Source organism: Vibrio sp. 10N.222.49.C9, from assembly GCF_041474985.1.
Lineage (GTDB): Bacteria > Pseudomonadota > Gammaproteobacteria > Enterobacterales > Vibrionaceae > Vibrio > Vibrio crassostreae_C.
This window is the reverse complement of sequence record NZ_JBFRVD010000867.1, coordinates 1-328: the sequence shown is the minus strand read 5'-3', so window position 1 is coordinate 328 and position 328 is coordinate 1. Positions and strand designations below refer to the sequence as shown.

1 protein-coding gene is annotated in these 328 nt (G+C 44.2%); it reads right to left on the bottom strand.

Annotated elements, in window-relative coordinates; all coding sequences use genetic code 11:
- Nucleotides 1-327: a flagellar basal body protein gene (locus AB4585_RS25985; RefSeq protein WP_372171651.1), complete on the bottom strand. Its 327-nt coding sequence runs from the start codon at nt 325-327 to the stop codon at nt 1-3.
- Between the last annotated feature and the right edge of the window lies 1 nt (nt 328).

Here is a 328-nt window from a genome sequence, read left to right as displayed (position 1 = left end):
TTACTGCCCCGTTATCGCCGTATTCAAACCACTCACCTTTGACTTCAAAAACTGAAGTGACTGGTGGTATTCCGCCGTATTCTGAGCAAACTTCGCCTGCTCTACATTCAATTCAACCGTATTGCCTGTTCTACTTTTCTGAAAAGGCATTCGATATTGCATCTCTGTCTCTATGTCAGGCACAGAACTACTAAGGCCACTCAATGTTGCCTCAAAACTTATATCTCTTGCTTTGTAGTTAGGTGTATCTACGTTCGCGATATTTGAAGCAATTACCGCCGTTCTCTCCGCTCGCATTGCAAGCATCTGAGGATGGACACCCAACAAA